The sequence below is a fragment of the Streptomyces sp. NPDC085460 genome, assembly GCF_044541975.1.
Taxonomy (GTDB): Bacteria; Actinomycetota; Actinomycetes; order Streptomycetales; family Streptomycetaceae; genus Streptomyces.
In genome coordinates this window covers 356564-373746 of the sequence record NZ_JBITTO010000007.1, presented here as the reverse complement: position 1 = coordinate 373746, position 17183 = coordinate 356564, and the positions used below count along the sequence as shown (strand labels likewise).

Sequence of the window (17183 nt, the reverse complement as noted above, 5' to 3'; positions counted from 1 at the left end):
GCCGGCCCCGGCGGCCGCCACGGCCGCCGGCCGCTCCCCCGCACGGCACAGCCACATCTGGAGGTATCAACCATGCTCAAGCAGCATCCGCGCATCGTGAACCTGAGCGAGACCGAACCCAACCGCAGGCGGGGAGGCGACCTGCGCGCCATGCTCACCCCGGCCACGGTCGGTTCGACCAGCGGCTTCATGGGCCTGGCCATCGTGCAGCCGGGCGAGCGCATCGGCGAGCACTACCACCCGTACTCCGAGGAGTTCGTGTACGTGGTCTCCGGATCGCTGGAGGTGGACCTGGACGGCGAGACGCACGAGCTGCGGCCCGACCAGGGGCTCCTCATCCCGATCGACGTGCGGCACCGCTTCCGCAACGTGGGGAAGAAGGAGGCCCGGATGGTCTTCCACCTGGGCCCGCTCGCGCCCCGGCCGAGCCTCGGCCACGTGGACACCGAGGTCACCGAGGACGGCGCGCCGGCCCCGGTGGCGGGACCCCACCTGATCGTCCACGACCCCGGGCGGACGGCCGAGCGAAGCGGGGCCATCGAGTGACCCGGCGAGTGGCCGTCACCGGTATCGGTGTGGTCGCTCCGGGCGGGACCGGAGCGAAGGCGTTCTGGGACCTCCTCACCGACGGCCGTACCGCGACGCGCGGCATCACCCTCTTCGATCCGGCCGGTCTGCGCTCCCGCATCGCCGCCGAGTGCGACTTCGACCCCGAGGCCCACGGTCTCGGCCCGGAGCTGAGCCGCCACGCCGACCGGTACATCCAGTTCGCCGCCGTCGCCGCGGACGAGGCCGTCCAGGACGCCGGGCTCGACACCGCCGCGGAGGACCCCTGGCGGATCGCGGTCTCCCTCGGCAGCGCCGTCGGCGGCACCACCCGGCTCGAACACGACTACGTCCTGGTCAGCGCGGGCGGGCAGCGGTGGGACGTGGACCACAGGGCGGCCGACCCCCGGCTGCACCTGGCGTTCTCGCCCAGCACGCTCGCCTCCCTCGTGGCCGAACGGTTCGGCGCCCGCGGCCCGGTGCAGACGGTCTCCACCGGCTGCACCTCCGGCCTCGACGCCGTCGGCTACGCCTTCCACACCATCCAGGAGGGCCGCGCGGACGTCTGCATCGCCGGCGCGTCGGACTCGCCGATCTCCCCGATCACCATGGCCTGCTTCGACGCCATCAAGGCCACCTCGCCCGACAACGACGACCCGGAGCACGCCTCCAGGCCCTTCGACAACAACCGCAAGGGCTTCGTCATGGGCGAGGGCGCGGCCGTCCTCGTGCTGGAGGACTACGAGCACGCCCGCGCCAGGGGCGCGCACGTCTACTGCGAGATCGGCGGCTACGCCACCTTCGGCAACGCCTACCACATGACCGGTCTGACCGGTGAGGGCGTGGAGATGTCCCGGGCGATCGACTCCGCCCTGGACCAGGCCCGGATCGACCCCACGCGCGTCGACTACGTCAACGCGCACGGATCCGGCACCCGGCAGAACGACCGGCACGAGACCGCCGCGGTGAAGCGGTCGCTGGGCGCGCACGCCTACGACACACCCATGAGCTCCATCAAATCCATGGTGGGGCACTCACTGGGCGCGATCGGAGCCATCGAGGTGGCGGCCTGCGTCCTGGCGCTGAAGCACCAGGTGGTCCCCCCGACGGCGAACTACGAGACCCCCGACCCCGAGTGCGACCTGGACTACGTGCCGCGCACCGCCCGCTCCCGGAAGCTCGGGAACGTGCTCTCCGTGGGCAGCGGCTTCGGCGGCTTCCAGTCCGCGGTCCTCCTCACGGGGCCGGCCGGGAGGACACGATGAGCACCGAGCGACCAGGGCGGGTGGCGGTCACCGGCATCGGGGTGATCGCCCCCGACGGACTGTGCGCCGACGAGTACTGGAAATCCGTACGGGAAGGGCTCGGCGTCCTGGACCGCGTCACCCGCGAGGGGTGCGAGCACCTGCCCCTCAAGGTCGCGGGCGAGGTGCGCGGCTTCGAGGCGTCCGACCTGATCGAGGAGCGCTTCCTCGTCCAGACCGACCGGTTCAGCCACTACGCGATGGCCGCCGCCCAGCTCGCCCTCGACGACGCCGGCGTCGTCCACGGCGTCCCGGAGGACCCGTTCTCCATCGGCGTCGTCACGGCGGCCGGTTCCGGAGGCGGCGAGTTCGGCCAGCGCGAACTCCAGAAACTGTGGGGCCAGGGATCCAAGTTCGTCGGCCCCTACCAGTCCATCGCCTGGTTCTACGCCGCGAGCACCGGCCAGATCTCCATCCGCAGCGGCTTCAAGGGGCCCTGCGGGGTGGTCGCGAGCGACGAGGCGGGCGGCCTGGACGGCATCGCCCACGCCGCCCGCGCCGTCCGGCGCGGAACCGGCGCGGTGGTCGTCGGGGCGGCGGAAGCCCCCCTCGCCCCGTACTCGGTGGTGTGCCAGCTCGGCTACCCGGAGCTCAGCACCGTCGAGGACCCGGACCGCGCCTACCGTCCCTTCACCGAGGCCGCCTGCGGCTTCGTCCCCGCCGAGGGCGGCGCGATGCTCGTCGTGGAGGACGAACACCGCGCCCGGGACCGGGGAGCGGCCGTCCGGGCCTACGTCGCCGGCCACGGCGCCACCTTCACCGGCGCCTCCCGGTGGCGCGAGTCCCGCGAGGGACTCGCCCGCGCCATCCGGGTCGCCCTGGACGAGGCCGGGTGCGCCCCCGAGGAGATCGACGTCGTCTTCGCCGACGCCATGGGCGTGCCCGAGGCGGACCGCGCCGAGGCGCTGGCGCTCGCCGACGCCCTCGGGACGCACGCCGCCCGCGTGCCCGTCACCGCGCCCAAGACGGGCATCGGCCGCGCCTACTGCGGAGCGCCCGTCCTGGACACCGCCGCCGCGGTGCTCGCGATGGAACACGGCGTGGTGCCCCCCACCCCGTACGTGTTCGACATCTGCCACGACCTCGATCTGGTGATGTCGCGCGCTCGCCCCGGCGAGCTGCGCACGGCCCTCGTCCTCAGCCGGGGACTCATGGGATCCAACGCGGCGCTGGTCGTGCGCCGCGGCGACGACTCCGCCCGGTAGGACCGGGCGGGAAGGAGAGCACAGATGATCACCACCGCACTGACCTTCGACGAACTCGCCGCGCTGATGAAGCAGGCGGCCGGGGTCACCGTCGACCCCCTGGAGCTCCAGAAGGCCCCGGACGCGCCCTTCAGCACCCTCGGCGTCGACTCGCTCGGCCTGCTCGGCATCGTCGGCGAGCTGGAGAACCGGTACGGCGTGGCGCTGCCCACCGACGCCGAGCGCAGCAAGTCGCCGGCCGACTTCCTCGACCTGGTCAACGGCGTTCTCCAGAAGGGGGCCTGACGTGTCCGGCCGCACCGACAACAGCATCACCATCGAGGCACCGCTCGACCTCGTCTGGGACATCACCAACGACATCGAGAACTGGCCCTCCCTCTTCAGCGAGTACGCCTCCCTGGAGGTGCTCTCCCGCGAGGGCGACTCGACCACCTTCCGCCTGACCATGCACCCGGACGAGAACGGGAAGGTCTGGAGCTGGGTGTCGGAGCGCACCGTGGACCGCGCCGGACTGACCGTCCGCGCCCACCGCGTCGAGACCGGCCCGTTCGACCACATGAACATCCGGTGGGAGTACGAGGACACCCCGGCCGGCGTCCGCATGCGGTGGCTCCAGGACTTCGCGATGAAGCCCGACGCCCCGGTCGACGACGCCTGGATGACCGACAACATCAACCGCAACTCCCGCACGCAGATGGCCCTCATCCGGGACCGCATCGAGCAGGTCGCCCGTGACCGCCGGAGCGCCACGGTCCTGCCCGGCTGACCGGCCACCACCCCAGGAAGGACGCTCGATGCACCACGCCCTGATCGTCGCCCGCATGGCGCCGGATTCCGCGCCCGCCATCGCCGACGTGTTCGCCGCCTCCGACCGCGGTGAGCTCCCGCACCTGGTCGGCGTCACCCGCCGCCGCCTGTTCCAGTTCGGCGACGTGTACCTGCACCTCATCGAATCGGAGAAGGACCCCGGTCCCGCCATCGCGCGGCTGACCGGCCACCCGGAGTTCCGGGACGCCAGCGAGAAGCTGTCGGCGTACGTCAGCGCGTACGACCCGGAGACGTGGCGGAGCCCGAAGGACGCCATGGCGCAGTGCTTCTACCGCTGGGAGCGCGACGGAGGGTCCTGACCCTCCGAGGCACCGCACGGCAGAGGACCCGAGGCCGCCCGCCCCGCGTGAAGCGGGGCGGGCGGCCTCGGGTCCGTCGCGGTCCGTCGGGTCAGACGGGGATCGTGCACTCGAAGGCGTGCAGGTACGCGTTGACGGGGCGGATCTCGCCGATGACGAGGCCGGCGTCCGTCAGCCGGTCGACCATGCTCTGCCGGGTGTGCTTGGCGCCGCCGACGTTGAGGAGCAGCAGGAGGTCCATCGCCGTCGTGAACTTCATCGACGGCGTGTCGTCCACGAGGTTCTCGATCACGACGACCCTGGCCCCGGGGCGCGCCGCCGCGCGGACGTTGGCGAGCGTCCTGCGGGTGCTCTCGTCGTCCCATTCCAGGATGTTCTTGATGACGTACACGTCGGCCCGGACCGGGATGTCCTCGCGGCAGTCACCCGCGACGACCCGGACCCGGGAGGCGAGCGCGCCGCCGTCCCGCAGGCGCGGGTCGGCGTTGCCCACGACCCCGGGCAGGTCGAGGAGCGTGCCCTCCAGGGTGGGGTGACGTTCCAGGAGGCTCGCCAGGACGTGCCCCTGGCCGCCGCCGATGTCCGCGACGGAGGAGGCGCCGCGCAGGTCGAGGAGGTCGGCGACGTCCTGGGCGGACTGCCGGCTCGACGTGGTCATGGCGCGGTTGAACACGTACGCCGACTCGGGGGCCTGCTCGTTGAGGTAGGTGAAGAACTGCTCGTCGTACACGTCCTCGAAGACCTCGCGGCCGGAGCGCACCGCCTCGTCGAGCTTCGGCCACACGTTCCAGGTCCACGGCTCGGTGCACCACAGGGCGATGTACCGCAGGCTGTGCGGGTCGTCCTCGCGCAGCAGCCGCGACATCTCCGTGTGCGCGAACGTGCCGTCGGGGTTCTCCGCGAAGACGCCCTGGCAGGAGAGCGCGCGGAGCAGGCGGCGCAGGGTCCGGGGCTCGGACCCGGCCGAGGCGGCCAGGGCCTCCACGGTCATGGGCGTGTCGCCCAGGGCGTCCGCCACGCCGAGGCGGACGGCGGCGCGGATCGCGGCGGCACAGGCCGCCCCGAACACGAGCTCCCGCAGCCGCATGGGTGGCGGAGGGACGGGGTCGACGGTGGGGGGAACCGGATCAACAGTCGTCATCTGTCGCCTTCTCGTCGGTGAGGTGCGATGGGGGGATGGGGGGATGGGGGGATGGAACGGGGGAGGGGGGCCGTCAGCACATGCCCGCGGGCTCCGAGACCTCACAGGTGTTGCCGCGGAACGTGTTGCCCTTGCCGGTGTCCCGGTTGGCGAGGTCGGCCGAGCCGTTGCCGAGGACGACGTTGTCGCGGATCTCGTTGCGCTCGTTGAGGGCGCCCACGAAGCTCTTGAAGAGCACGATGCCGCCCGACAGCGGCGAGGTGCCGACGTTGTCCACGATCCTGTTCTCGGCGACCAGCGTCTCCTCGGCGCCGGTGAGGACGATGCCCGAGCCCTGGAGGAAGGGCAGCCGGGGCGTCTTCGGGCAGTGCTTGTTGTTGGCGTGGACGTGGTTGCGGCGCAGGGTCATCGCCCCGGCGCGCGGGGTGGACTCGTCGCCCACCACGAACACGGCGGCGCAGTTCCCGGTCGCCTCGTTGTTCTCGACGGTCAGGTTGCGCAGGCGCCGCACGGTGAGGCCGATGCGGTTGCCGGACACGTGGTTGCGGCGGATGACCGTCCCCTCGGCGTCGACGGCGCCCGACTCGGTGTCGGTGGTGTTGGAGACGAAGAGTCCGGCGTCGGCGTTGTTCCGGGCGCGGTTGTGGGTCAGGACGCTGCGTACGGACCGTTCCAGGGCGATGCCCCAGTTGCCGTTCTCCTCGGCGGTGACGCGCTGGATCCTCAGCCGGTCGGTCCGCGAGGCCCACAGCCCGTTCTTCGTGAAGCCCCGGAGCGTCAGGGAGCGGACCGCGACGCCCTCGACGGGGCTGTCGGCCGTGCCGGTGACACAGATACCGTGGCCGGCTGCGGCGCAGGTGTCGCCCGCGGCGGCCTTGCCGGGGACGAGCACGGTCGGCAGGACGTTCGAACCGCGCAGGGTCACGTTCGAGGTGGTGATGCGGACGCTCTCGCGGTAGGTGCCCGGGGAGAGGACGACCGTGTCTCCGGGCTTCGCGGCGTCCACCGCTTTCTGGATCGACTCGCCGGGCTTCACCCGGTGCACCGTGCGGTGGTCGGCCGTCGGAGCGGCGGCCCCCATTCCCGCGACCACGAGGGTCACGGTGCATGCCAGGTAGGCGATCTGCTGTTTCGTCATACGGCGAAGCTATGAGCGGGTCATCGGCCCCGCCACCGCTGATCCTCCAGGCGGCCCTAGGCATACGCCCCTGCGATCCACCCGCCCGGCGTGGCGCGCGACGGCCGGCGGGGAAGCCGCCTCCGGCGTGGATCATGGGGCGGCCGGGGCCGTCGCCCCGGCACGGCGGAGGAGAGGGGTTCGGATGCGTCGGTGGGGTCCTCTGGCGGCGATCTGCCTCGGCACCTTCATGCTGCTGCTCGACGTCACGATCGTGATCGTGGCGCTGCCCGCCATGGCGGCGGACCTCCGCACCGACCTCTCCGACGTGCAGTGGGTCCTCGACGTCTACGCGCTGGCCCTGGCGTCGCTGCTGCTCGGTGTCGGTTCCCGCGCCGACCGGGTCGGCCGCAGACGGGTGTACCTCACGGGCCTCGCGGTCTTCACCGCGGCGTCGGCGGTCTGCGGACTCGCCCCGGACGCGGCTGTGCTGATCGGGGCCAGAGCGGTGCAGGGAGCGGGCGCCGCGGGCATGTTCGGGACGACGATCGCCCTGCTCGGCTCGCACTACCGCGGCCGGGACCGGGGGATCGCCTTCGCCGTGTGGGGGGCCACGAACTCGGTCGCGGCGGCGGCCGGGCCGATGGTCGGCGGACTGATCACGCAGTACCTGGACTGGCGGTGGATCTTCTTCGTCAACCTCCCGCTCTGCCTGGTCGCCGTCGTGGCGACCCTGCGCTGCGTGCGCGCGGCCGAGGACCGGCCCCGGGGCGGGCAGCGGGCGGACGTCCTCGGCGTCGTGACCTTCACGGTGGCGAGCGGGTCCCTCACCTTCGGGCTGATCCGCGCCCACTCGGACGGGTGGTCGGCTCCCCTCACCCTCGGCCTGTTCGCGGCGGCGGGCGTCGCCCTCGCCCTCTTCGTCCTGGTCGAGAGGGGCCACGAAGAGCCCGTTCTCGACCTGTCGCTGTTCCGCGTCCCGTCGTTCACCGGCATCATGGCCGGCGCCCTGTTCCTCCAGGGCGCCGCCTTCGCGCACCTGCTGTACGAGTCGCTCTGGATGCAGTCCGTCCTGGGGTACGCGCCCGTCGAGGCGGGTCTGTACATCCTGCCCATGTGCGCCGCCGCCTTCGTCGCGTCGGCGCTCGCGGGCCGGTTCGGCCCCTGGCCGCCCCGGGTGTCGATCGGGGGCGGCCTCGCGCTCATCGCCCTGGGCGCCGGCATGCAGGCGGGCCTCGACGCGGGATCCACGGGCGGGAGTCTCATGGCGGGACTCGTCGTCTCCGGCGTGGGGGTCGGGCTCGTGACGCCGAGCCTCGCGGCGGCGGCCCTCGCCACGGTGCCCCCGGAGCGCGGCGGCATGGTGGGCGGTGCGGTCAACACCTTCCGCCAGCTGGGCTTCGCGCTGGGGGTCGCGGTGTTCGGCCTGATCTTCTCGTCGCGCGTCGAGCAGGTCCTCAGGGCGGGGGCCGGGATCCCGGACCCGCACGGGACGGCCGCCGCGCTGAGCGGCGGGCAGGCCGGGGCGATCCTGGACGGCCTGCCGGAGAGCGAGCGCGCCGGCATGGCGGAGCTGGTGCGGGAGGCGTTCGCGTCCGGCCTGAACGCGGTGCTGCTCGTGGCGGCGGCCCTGGGCGCGCTGGCCTCGCTGCTCGTGTTCGCGACGGTACGCGTCCCGGCCGGCGGCCCCGAGCGGGGGAGGCCCGGGGAGGGCCCCCGCCCTCACGAGGCTCTCAGCGGGCGCGCACCCCGAGCAGGGAGCGAGCCACCGTCTCCGGGGTCTGGTTCCGTTCCCGGGCGAGGGTGAGGAGGGCACGGCAGGCGAGTTCGTTGACGCCGAAGCTGAGCTGACCGGGGGAGACCCAGGTCGCGGCCTCGTCCATCCGGTCCTGGTCGTCCTCGGCGCAGGCGGCGACGTAGACCGCGGCCGCCTCGAAGAGATTGCGGCCCTGCGGTCCGGTGCGGGCCGCCGGGGCGGCTCCGTCCCCGGGCGCGCGTCGGGCGGAGGGGAGGAGCTTGCGCATGCGTTCCGCTATCCGTGCCACGGCCGGCCGCCTTTCCCCGGGCAGGGCTGCCCGGCACGTCCACGGTAGACAGTGAAGTGCCGGGACAGAAGGGGGCGTTGGTGGTCCCGGCCGCCGGTCCCGCGCCTCAGCCCTCCCGTACGGCCAGCGCGAGGAAGCGGGCGTCCTCGTCCACGTACGACACGAGCCGCCAGCCGGCCTCGGCGAGGACGGGGCGCAGCCGGGGTTCGGCCCGCAGGTCGTCCGGGGTGATCCGCCTTCCGTGCCGGGCCGCGAGCGCGGCGCGCCCGATCGGATGGAAGAGCGCGAGACGGCCGCCGGGCCGTACCACCCGGGCGAGTTCGCGCAGGTCGGCGACCGGATCGGCCAGGTGGGAGACGAGGCCCGCGCCGAAGACCGCGTCGAGCCCGCCGTCCCGGAGCGGCAGCCCGCCGACGTCGGCGAGGAGCAGGGTCCCGGCGCCCAGGGGGCCGCGCCGCCCGGCCCGTACGGCCTCGGCCAGCATCTCCGGGGTGAGGTCGACGCCGATGACGGTCCCCGTGGGGCCGACGGCGGTACGCAGCGGGGGCAGCGCCCTGCCCGTGCCGCAGCCCGCGTCGAGCACGGCGTCGCCGGGGCGCAGGCCCAGCTCCGCGACGGCGGCGGCGTAGGCGGGACCGTCGTCGGGGAAGCGGCTGTCCCAGCCGGCCGCGCGGGTGGCGAAGAACGCTCGGACATCTGTGGGGTCATCGCTCATGTGCCCATGATCGCCCACCCGCGCGTGTGAACGTTCTGTGTGCACGTTCGAACGTCGTCCGATCGAACCGGTACTTCTCTCCGTCATATTCCAGCAGCTTTCGAAATGCGCCCCCAGTGCGCCCCCTCGTGCGCACTAGCGTCCCCGAGTCATGGGACACCTGGACCACGCCACCTTCGGCTGGCTGACACCTGTGCTGTCGTACGCGATGGCCTGCATAGGCGCCGCCCTCGGGCTGCGCTGCACCGTCCGCGCGCTCGACGCGACCGGCCGCTCGCGGCGGAACTGGCTGCTCACCGCCGCCTCCGCGATCGGCACCGGCATCTGGACCATGCACTTCGTCGCGATGCTCGGCTTCGGCGTCACCGGCACCGACATCCGCTACGACGTGCCGCTCACCCTCCTCAGCCTCGTCATCGCGATGGGCGTCGTGGGGGTCGGCGTCTTCGCCGTCGGCTACGGACGCGATCGCGTGCGGTCACTTCTGATCGGCGGGCTGACGACCGGCATCGGCGTGGCGAGCATGCACTACATGGGCATGGCCGCCCTCCGTCTCCACGGCACCGTCCACTACGACCCGCTGCTCGTCGCCCTCTCGGTCCTCATCGCGGTGGTCGCCGCCACCGCCGCCCTCTGGGCCGCCCTCCACATCCACGCGCCGATCGCGGTCGCGCTCGCCTCCCTCGTCATGGGAGCGGCCGTCAGCAGCATGCACTACACGGGCATGCTCGCCGTCGGGGTGGACGTCGTCCCCTCCTCCGCGGACCTGCCCGGCGCCACCGTCATGCAGTTCATCTTCCCGCTCGCCGTGGGCCTCGGCTCCTACCTCTTCATCACCTCCGCGTTCGTGGCCCTCTCCCCGACGGCCAGGGAACGAGCCGCGTACGCCTCGGCCGAGAGCCTCACCGAACCGGACGAGCGCGCGGTCGACGTGGCCCCGCCCGGGTTCCGCGCCGACCGGAACGCCGTCCGCACACCGACTCCCTGACCCGCCGCCGTCCGTCTCCCCCTTGCCTGACGCCTGACGCCTGACGCCTGACGCCTGACGCCTGACGCCTGACGCCTGACGCCTGACGCCTGACGCCTGACGCCTGACGCCTGACGCCTGACGCCCGACGCCTGCCCCGCGGCCCGCCTCCGTCCCCCCTTCCCCCCGTCCAGCGACCGATCTGCCTCCCCCAGCCGGAACGAGGAGCCCATGCGAACTCCCCGCAAGAACCAGGACGCCGCGGCGCCCGCGCCGCCGGCGACCGCACGCGGGCGGCGCGCGCACGCCGGGCCGCCCGCCGACGAACCGGAACAGCGCGGCGCCGGCCCCGGCCCGAGTACCGCGGCCGGATCGGGCGCCCCGCCCGGCGACGCGGAAGGCGGCGGGGCCGGAGCCTCGTCGGACGGCGCGGTGGCCGCCCCCGCCGAACCGGCCCCGAGGCGAGGGCTCCGGCCCCGCACCGTACGCGCCAAGATCGTCTCGCTCCTCATGGTCCCGGTCGTCTCCCTCCTCGCCCTCTGGGGCTTCGCCACCGTCACCACCGCCCAGGACATGGCCAGGATCCGCCAGCTCCAGCGCGTCGACGCCGACATCCGGCAGCCGGTCTCCGCCGCCGTCGCCGCCCTCCAGGAGGAACGCCGGGCCGCCCTGCGGCAGATCGCAGCCCCCGGCGCCGTGCGCGCCGCCGAGCTCAAGGACCGCGTCCGCCGCACCGACGAGGCCGTCGCCCGGCTCGGTCTCGGCGCCGGCCACACCGTCGGCGACTCCGGCGACCTGCCCGCCGACGTCGCCGAGCGCGTCGGCGCCTTCGTCCGCGAGGCCCAGGGCCTCGCCCGGCTCCGCGCCACCGCCGCCGAGGGACGAGGCGACTGGGACCGGGTGTACGCCGCGTACACCACCGCCGTCACGGCCGGCTTCGCCGTGGGCGGCGCCCTCAGCGGCATCCAGGACACCGGACAGGGCTCCCACGCGCGCGTGCTCCTCGAACTCGCCCGCGCCGGCGAGATGCTCGCCCGCCAGGACGCCCTCCTCGGCTCCGCCCACCTCACCGGCCGGCTCACCGCCGCCCACCACCGCGCCTTCACCGGCGCCGCCGAGACCCGCCGTACCCTCCTCGCCTCCGCCACCGCCGACCTGCCCCCGGCCGGCCGCGCCGCCTGGGCCCGGCTCACCGGCGACCCCGACCACGCCCGGCTCACCGCCGCCGAGGACCGCGTCTCCGCCGCCGCCGACGGCCGGCCCGCCGCCCAGGCCGCGCCCTCCGCCGACTGGGACCCCGCCCTCGCCGCCGTACGCACCGGCCTCGCCGCCGTCGAGAGCGAGGCGCGCGCCGCCGCGGCCGACGACACCGGGGCCTTCGCGGGCGGCATGCTCAGCCCCGCCGGCGCCGCCGTCGTCCTCGGCCTCGCCGCCGTCGCCGCCTCCCTCGTCATCTCGGTACGCATCGGCCGCGGGCTCGTCGTCGAACTCGTCAGCCTCCGCAACACCGCCCTCGGCATCGCCCGCCGCAAACTCCCCGCCGCCATGGGCCGGCTGCGCGCCGGCGAGGAGATCGACGTCCAGGCCGAGGCACCGCCGGGACCCGCGCCCCAGGACGAGATCGGACAGGTCGGCGAGGCCCTCACCACCGTCCACCGGGCCGCCCTCGCCGCGGCCGTCGAGCGCGCCGAACTCGCCAGCGGCATCTCCGGGGTCTTCGTCAACCTCGCCCGCCGCAGCCAGGTCCTCGTCCACCGCCAGCTCAACCTCCTGGACAGCATGGAACGGCGCGCCGACGACCCCGCCGAACTCGACGACCTCTTCCGCCTCGACCACCTCACCACCCGGATGCGCCGCCACGCCGAGAGCCTGATCATCCTCTCCGGCGCCGCCCCCGGCCGCGCCTGGCGCATGCCCGTCCCCCTCACCAACGTCGTCCGCGCCGCCGTCTCCGAGATCGAGGACTACGCGCGCGTGGAGGTACGCCGGCTCCCCGAGACCGCCGTCACGGGCGGCGCCGTCGCCGACCTCACCCACCTCCTCGCCGAACTCATCGAGAACGCGGCCCAGTTCTCCCCGCCGCACACCAAGGTCCGGGTCAGCGGCGAACCCGTCGGCAACGGCTACGCCCTGGAGATCGAGGACCGCGGGCTCGGCATGGGCCAGGACAGCCTCGCCGAGGCCAACGCCCGCATCGCGCAGTCCGAGGCCCTCGACCTCTTCGACAGCGACCGGCTCGGCCTCTTCGTCGTCAGCCGCCTCTCCTCCCGGCACGCGGTCAAGGTCCATCTGCGGCCCTCGCCGTACGGCGGCACCACCGCCGTCGTCCTGCTGCCCACCGACCTCCTCCAGGGAGCCCCGCCGTCCGGTCCCGCCGACCGCGCGACCGAGGAACACGCCGCGCCCGCCGACACCGCCGGGCAGGGCGAGGAACGCGCCGCCCGTGAGCGCGCGGAGGCCCACCGCGCGGAGGCCCGCCGCTTCACCGCACCGCCGGCCGCACCCCGTACCCCCGCGCCCGCCGGCGGTACGCCGAAGCCCCTCGCGGGTGTCCCCGGGACGGCGGGCACCCTCGCGGGTACGTCTGGGGCGGCGGGCGGCAGCGCGGGCACCCCGGGGCCGACGGGCAGCATCCCGGGCACCCCGGGAACGGCGGGCCCCGCCGTCACGCCCGCGCCCCCGAAGTCCGTACGGGCGCCGGCCCGGCCCCGCCCCACGGCCGTTCCCGCGCTCGCCCCGAGCCCCGAGGCCGCCCCCGTACCGGCCGGTGTGACCACCCTGCGCCCGCGCGGTCAGGCCGTACCGCGGCAGCAGCCGTCGACGGAGGGCCGCGACCAGGGGGTCGGGGCCGCGGACGGCGACGCGGGACTGCCGCGCCGCATCCGGCAGGCGAGCCTCGTCCCGCAGCTGCGGGCGGCGCCCGCGCCGGATCCCGTGCCCCCCGCCGTGGCCCCCGGCAGTCCGGAGCGGACGCCCGAGCGGGTACGCGACCGGATGGCCGCCTACCGCGACGGCTGGCAGCGCGGCGGCGGCCCCGCTCCGGGCAGCCGGCGCCCGCTCGGCGACGGCGCCCCCGAGGCCGGTGACGCGGCCGTCGCGGACCCGGGCCGCGTCACCCGCCCCTACGCCGACGCCGGTCCCGCCGGCACGACGTACGCCACCGCCCACGGCACCCACGGCGAGGCCCCCCACGACCCGCGGAGCGACGCACGCGCGCGTACCGACCTCGGCCCGTACTTCGGCGCTCGCGCCAACCCGCCCCAGGACCCCCGATCCGAAGGAGACGACGCATGATCGACCACGAGAGGATCTCCCACCACCGCTCCGGCGAACTCGACTGGCTCCTCGACGAACTGGTGACCAGGGTCCGTGAGGTCCGGCACACGGTGGTGCTCTCCGGGGACGGCCTCCCCGTCGGCGCCTCCAGCGGACTCAGCCGCGAGGACGCCGAGCACCTCGCCGCCATCGCCTCCGGCTTCCACAGCCTCGCCAAGGGCGCCGGACGGCAGTTCCACACCGGCGGCGTCCGCCAGACCATGGTCGAGATGGACGACGGCTTCCTCTTCGTCGCCGCCGCCGGCGACGGCTCCTGCCTGGCCGTCCTCAGTTCCGTCAGCGCCGACATCGGCCTCATCGCCTACGAGATGGCACGGCTCGTCAAACGCGTCGGCGAGCACTTGCACACCCCGCCGCGGCTCACGGTGACCCCGCCGGCCGCCGGCTGACCGGAGACTCCCATGACCATGGACAGCACCGGCGACACCACGGCCGACACCGCCGGGGGCGGCCCTTGGACGGCGGGCAGCCAGTGGTACGACGCCGACGCCGGACCGCTCGTCCGGCCGTACGCGATGACCGGCGGCCGCACCAAACCCGGCCCCAGCAACGTCCGGTTCGACCTCATCGCCCTCGTCGTCGTCGACGACGACCCGCCCGGCCCGGCCGAGGAGGCCGTCCTCGGACCCGAGCACCGCGCCCTGCTCGCCCTCTGCCGGTCCGAGACCCAGTCGGTGGCCGAACTCGCCGCCGACGCCGACCTCCCCGTGGGCGTCGTCCGGGTCCTCCTCGGCGATCTCCTCGAAGCGGGCTTCGTACGCGTCAGCCGGCCCGTACCGCCCGCCCAGCTCCCCGACGAACGCATCCTGAGAGAAGTGATCGATGGCCTACGAGCGCTCTGACAGCACCGGCGCGGACGGCGGCGACACCGCTCTCGCCCTGAAGATCCTCGTCGCCGGCGGCTTCGGCGTCGGCAAGACCACCCTGGTCGGCGCGGTCAGCGAGATCCGCCCGCTGCGCACCGAGGAACGGCTCAGCCGGGCGGGCGAACTCGTCGACGACACCGGGGGAGTGGACCGGAAGACCACCACCACCGTGGCCATGGACTTCGGCCGGATCACGATCCGCGCGGGACTGTCCCTGTACCTCTTCGGCACCCCCGGACAGGACCGCTTCTGGTTCCTGTGGGACGAGCTCTCCCAGGGAGCCCTCGGCGCCGTCGTCCTCGCCGACACCCGCCGCCTGGAGGACTGCTTCCCGGCGGTCGACTACTTCGAGCACCGGAAGATCCCGTTCGTGGTGGCCGTCAACTGCTTCGAGGGCGCCCGCTCCTACGGGGCGCAGGACGTCTCCCGCGCCCTCGACCTGGACCAGGGCACGCCGGTGGTCCTCTGCGACGCGCGCGACCGGGACTCCGGCAAGGAGGTCCTCATCCGGGTCGTCGAGTACGCCGGGCGCATGCACACCGCCCGGCTCCTCGACACGGTCGGCTGAACGCCGTCCCGTGGAGCCGTCAGTCGGAGACCCCGCCCGCCGAGGACACCTTCTCGATCTTCACCCGGACGACGAGCTCGCCCGGCACCCCGTTGCGGGCACCGAACTCCGCGGCGCGGTCCACGCCCATGTAGCGACCGCCGATCACGGTCGCCCAGTGGACCAGCTCCGCCGGGTCCTCGCTCAGTTCGGCACGGCCGGTCAGCGTGACGTACGAGAACGGCGGAGCGTCGTCGTCCACGCAGAGCGACACCCGGTCGTCCCGGGCGAGGTTGCGGCCCTTCACCGTGTCCTTACCGGTGTTGAACACGAAGCAGTCGCCGTCGAGCACGAACCACACCGGCACGACGTGCGGTCCGCCGTCCGCCCGGACGGTCGCGAGCTTGCCGGTACGGGTCCCCCGGGACACGAAGTCCCGCCACTGGTCCTCGGTCATTCTCGTCATGACCCCATCGTGCGGCACGCGGTGGCGCTCGGCGGCACACCCGGGCCGGTGGGGTGCTTGCCCTGTCCACGACAGTGCGTAAGGCTTGCCGGGACACGCGGTCCGTACCGGCGCACGCGGGCACGGGGCCCGGCCGGCGCGACCGCACCGACGAGGGGGAGGACCACCGCATGGCGCTGGACAAGGGGCTCGACTGGCTCCTGGACGACCTGACCCGCAGGGTGGGGCCGATACGGCACGCCCTGGTGCTGTCGAACGACGGCCTGGTGACGGGCGCGAGCAGCGAACTCGCCCGGGAGGACGCGGAGCACCTGGCCGCCGTCTCCTCCGGCCTGCACAGCCTGGCGCGCGGCTCAGGCCGCCACTTCCGGGCCGGCCGGGCCCGGCAGACGATGGTCGAGTTCGACGAGGCGCTGCTGTTCGTCACCGCGGCCGGCGAAGGCAGCTGCCTCTGTGTGCTGAGCGACGCCGAGGCCGACGTCGGCCAGGTCGCGTACGAGATGACGCTCCTGGTCAACCGGGTCGGCGAGCACCTGGGCGTCTCCGCTCGACAGCCGGGCGGGCCCACGTCCTGAGGTTGTGACAGGACCTTGTCCACAGGCCGTTGTCCACAGGCCGTGCGGATGTCGTCACTCTGCGTTACCTTCGTGGTGTCGGGTTCGCCGGAACCCGGACCGGTCGGCAGGCCGGGCGAACCAGCGGGGGAAGGTGGCGGACGCCATGACGGTGGACGGGACGACGGTGGACGGGACGACGGAGGGCGGGCGGCGGCCGGCGGACGCGACGGGGCGGACGGTGACGCCCGCCCGGGCCGCGCAGGAACTGGAGCTGGGGCGCGAGGAGTTCCGGCTCGCCGTGCGGATGGGGCTGATCAGGACGGTCCCGGTCCAGGCGCCGGCCCCGGCCCCGGTCCCGGAGCCGGAGCTGGGAGCACCGGCTCGGGACCGGGGGAGCGGAAGGGTCCGGGCCCGCGAGTGGCGCCCGGTCGAGCGGGCCGAGCTCGACCGGCTCAAGGCCGCGCCGGACTTCCCCGACGGCCTCCGCGCACGGGTCAGGACCGTCGGCGCGGGGGAGGCCGCCGGTCTCCTCTCCATCACCCACGAGCGGTTCACCCGGCTGGCCCGCACGGGCCACCTGAGCCCGGTCCGCTTCTACCTCAACCGCTACCGGGCGGTGATCTGGCTGTACGTGGCGGCCGAGGTCACCGCCTTCGGCGAGGACCACCCCGCCCTCCTCTCCGGCCGGCTGCCGGCAGAGGTGCGCGCGCGGGCGGCGGTCGAGGACCTGCGGGCCAGGAACTGGCGCACCCGCCATCTGGGCCTGCTGCTGCGCGGCACCGACGACCCATGGGCCCGGGCGGCGGCGATCGCCTCGCTGCTCGACCCGGTGCAGCTCGCGGAGGTCGTCGACGACCCCTACGAGCGCAACCACCTCGACCGGCTGCGCCCGCCCCCGCCGCCGGGCTTCCCGGTCTCCGGAGCCTCCCGCGAGATCGCCGACCGGCTCGTCCGCGCCGACGACCCGGACGAGATCCTGTGGCATCGGGTGAGCCTCGCCCTCGCCCTGGACGAGGCCCGCGCCGCCTGTCAGGCGCCGCACCCGGGAGACGGCGCCCGGCCCACGACGGAACGGCCGCGTGGCGGGGCGCAGCGGTCGCCCGGCGGGGCGGGGCGCCCGCCGGGACGGGCGGTGGCGCGGACCCGGCGGCCGGGGCTGCTGGCACGGATCCGGCGTTCGCTCCCGGGCTCGACGGCCGGGTCCGGCTGGGGTGAGCGGAGGGACTGGGGCTGAATCGGCTCAC

Annotated in this window: 19 protein-coding genes; 14 read left to right on the top strand and 5 right to left on the bottom strand. The window is 74.3% G+C overall.

From position 1 onward, the window contains the following. Positions 1 to 72 precede the first annotated feature (72 nt). From ACIGHB_RS20580 to ACIGHB_RS20555, 6 genes are read left to right on the top strand one after another with little or no spacing between them, the layout of a single operon-like run. A complete protein-coding gene (locus ACIGHB_RS20580; protein WP_360318606.1) occupies positions 73 to 546 on the top strand; it encodes a cupin domain-containing protein in 474 nt (157 codons plus the stop codon). Further along, positions 543 to 1811, top strand: a complete 1269-nt coding sequence (locus ACIGHB_RS20575) for a beta-ketoacyl-[acyl-carrier-protein] synthase family protein (RefSeq protein ID WP_360318604.1) — start codon at positions 543 to 545, stop codon at positions 1809 to 1811. The genes ACIGHB_RS20580 and ACIGHB_RS20575 overlap by 4 nt, the downstream gene beginning before the upstream one ends. Beyond that, positions 1808 to 3055 (top strand): ketosynthase chain-length factor, encoded by a 1248-nt coding sequence (locus ACIGHB_RS20570; RefSeq protein ID WP_399914856.1) that lies wholly within the window; start codon positions 1808 to 1810, stop codon positions 3053 to 3055. The genes ACIGHB_RS20575 and ACIGHB_RS20570 overlap by 4 nt, the downstream gene beginning before the upstream one ends. 24 nt (positions 3056 to 3079) lie before the next feature. After that, the gene (locus ACIGHB_RS20565; protein WP_360318599.1) at positions 3080 to 3340 is read left to right on the top strand and encodes an acyl carrier protein; all 261 of its coding nucleotides are present in this window, start codon (positions 3080 to 3082) and stop codon (positions 3338 to 3340) included. 1 nt (position 3341) lies between these two features. Then, positions 3342 to 3821 carry an SRPBCC family protein gene (locus ACIGHB_RS20560; protein WP_399914854.1) on the top strand — a complete coding sequence of 160 codons (480 nt, stop codon included), beginning with the start codon at positions 3342 to 3344 and terminating at the stop codon, positions 3819 to 3821. Between the two features lie 28 nt (positions 3822 to 3849). Next, entirely contained in the window at positions 3850 to 4182 is a 333-nt protein-coding gene (locus ACIGHB_RS20555; protein ID WP_360318594.1) for a TcmI family type II polyketide cyclase, read from the top strand. A gap of 91 nt (positions 4183 to 4273) precedes the next feature. Here the strand turns inward: ACIGHB_RS20555 and ACIGHB_RS20550 are convergent, their stop codons facing one another. Continuing rightward, entirely contained in the window at positions 4274 to 5323 is a 1050-nt protein-coding gene (locus ACIGHB_RS20550) for a methyltransferase (protein WP_399914851.1), read from the bottom strand. A 73-nt stretch (positions 5324 to 5396) separates the two neighbouring features. Beyond that, the gene (locus ACIGHB_RS20545) at positions 5397 to 6461 is read right to left on the bottom strand and encodes a nitrous oxide reductase family maturation protein NosD (protein ID WP_399914849.1); all 1065 of its coding nucleotides are present in this window, start codon (positions 6459 to 6461) and stop codon (positions 5397 to 5399) included. 184 nt (positions 6462 to 6645) lie between these two features. Here ACIGHB_RS20545 and ACIGHB_RS20540 point away from each other — a divergent pair, with 184 nt between their 5' ends. Then, positions 6646 to 8247 carry an MFS transporter gene (locus ACIGHB_RS20540; RefSeq protein WP_399914847.1) on the top strand — a complete coding sequence of 534 codons (1602 nt, stop codon included), beginning with the start codon at positions 6646 to 6648 and terminating at the stop codon, positions 8245 to 8247. Here the strand turns inward: ACIGHB_RS20540 and ACIGHB_RS20535 are convergent. Then, positions 8174 to 8464 carry a hypothetical protein gene (locus ACIGHB_RS20535; RefSeq protein ID WP_360318584.1) on the bottom strand — a complete coding sequence of 97 codons (291 nt, stop codon included), beginning with the start codon at positions 8462 to 8464 and terminating at the stop codon, positions 8174 to 8176. The genes ACIGHB_RS20540 and ACIGHB_RS20535 overlap by 74 nt on opposite strands. 127 nt (positions 8465 to 8591) lie before the next feature. Beyond that, positions 8592 to 9200 (bottom strand): class I SAM-dependent methyltransferase, encoded by a 609-nt coding sequence (locus ACIGHB_RS20530; protein WP_399914845.1) that lies wholly within the window; start codon positions 9198 to 9200, stop codon positions 8592 to 8594. Between the two features lie 151 nt (positions 9201 to 9351). Here ACIGHB_RS20530 and ACIGHB_RS20525 point away from each other — a divergent pair, with 151 nt between their 5' ends. The 5 genes from ACIGHB_RS20525 to ACIGHB_RS20505 all read left to right on the top strand — a co-directional run bounded on the left by ACIGHB_RS20525 (position 9352) and on the right by ACIGHB_RS20505 (position 14937). Next, positions 9352 to 10188, top strand: a complete 837-nt coding sequence (locus ACIGHB_RS20525) for an MHYT domain-containing protein (protein ID WP_360318578.1) — start codon at positions 9352 to 9354, stop codon at positions 10186 to 10188. A gap of 210 nt (positions 10189 to 10398) precedes the next feature. Further along, the gene (locus ACIGHB_RS20520; protein WP_399914842.1) at positions 10399 to 13461 is read left to right on the top strand and encodes a nitrate- and nitrite sensing domain-containing protein; all 3063 of its coding nucleotides are present in this window, start codon (positions 10399 to 10401) and stop codon (positions 13459 to 13461) included. Next, positions 13458 to 13892: a roadblock/LC7 domain-containing protein gene (locus ACIGHB_RS20515; protein WP_360317592.1), complete on the top strand. Its 435-nt coding sequence runs from the start codon at positions 13458 to 13460 to the stop codon at positions 13890 to 13892. Before ACIGHB_RS20520 ends, ACIGHB_RS20515 begins: the two co-directional genes overlap by 4 nt. A 12-nt stretch (positions 13893 to 13904) precedes the next feature. After that, positions 13905 to 14345 carry a DUF742 domain-containing protein gene (locus ACIGHB_RS20510; protein WP_399914840.1) on the top strand — a complete coding sequence of 147 codons (441 nt, stop codon included), beginning with the start codon at positions 13905 to 13907 and terminating at the stop codon, positions 14343 to 14345. Beyond that, entirely contained in the window at positions 14326 to 14937 is a 612-nt protein-coding gene (locus ACIGHB_RS20505) for an ATP/GTP-binding protein (RefSeq protein ID WP_388879981.1), read from the top strand. Before ACIGHB_RS20510 ends, ACIGHB_RS20505 begins: the two co-directional genes overlap by 20 nt. 19 nt (positions 14938 to 14956) lie before the next feature. Here the strand turns inward: ACIGHB_RS20505 and ACIGHB_RS20500 are convergent, their stop codons facing one another. Next, the gene (locus ACIGHB_RS20500) at positions 14957 to 15382 is read right to left on the bottom strand and encodes a PPOX class F420-dependent oxidoreductase (protein ID WP_399914837.1); all 426 of its coding nucleotides are present in this window, start codon (positions 15380 to 15382) and stop codon (positions 14957 to 14959) included. Positions 15383 to 15552: 170 nt separating this feature from the next. On the opposite strand from ACIGHB_RS20500, the gene ACIGHB_RS20495 reads away from it, so the two are divergent. Both ACIGHB_RS20495 and ACIGHB_RS20490 read left to right on the top strand, forming a co-directional pair. Then, positions 15553 to 15957 (top strand): roadblock/LC7 domain-containing protein, encoded by a 405-nt coding sequence (locus ACIGHB_RS20495; RefSeq protein ID WP_360317586.1) that lies wholly within the window; start codon positions 15553 to 15555, stop codon positions 15955 to 15957. 145 nt (positions 15958 to 16102) lie between these two features. Beyond that, the gene (locus ACIGHB_RS20490; protein WP_399914835.1) at positions 16103 to 17173 is read left to right on the top strand and encodes a DUF6397 family protein; all 1071 of its coding nucleotides are present in this window, start codon (positions 16103 to 16105) and stop codon (positions 17171 to 17173) included. Positions 17174 to 17183: the final 10 nt, after the last annotated feature.